Source organism: Metabacillus rhizolycopersici (assembly GCF_020075705.1).
Genome location: NZ_JAIQUM010000303.1, coordinates 1 through 328, shown reverse-complemented (window position 1 = coordinate 328; position 328 = coordinate 1). Strand labels below are relative to the sequence as shown.

1 rRNA gene is annotated in these 328 nt (G+C 39.0%); it reads right to left on the bottom strand.

Annotation, left to right across the window (positions count from 1 at the left end):
* Positions 1-210: 210 nt before the first annotated feature.
* A 16S ribosomal RNA gene (locus tag K9V48_RS28750) occupies positions 211-328 on the bottom strand; the annotation flags it as partial.

The window sequence follows — 328 nt, the reverse complement described above, 5'->3', positions numbered from 1 at the left end:
CCCTTAACAACTTAACCTTTGACATTTAAAATGTCGTTTAAATCAATTATTAAGAGAATCACTAAACTAAGCGTTTAAACTCAGTGAATTACTTGAATTGTTATCGTTATCTAGTTTTCAAGGAACAACTTCGAGAGATAATTCTCTCAAAACTAAACAAATGCAGAAACGTCATTTTTATGAAGTATCTTGTACTTCATTTTTCCTTAGAAAGGAGGTGATCCAGCCGCACCTTCCGATACGGCTACCTTGTTACGACTTCACCCCAATCATCTGTCCCACCTTAGACGGCTGGCTCCTTACGGTTACCCCACCGGCTTCGGGTGTT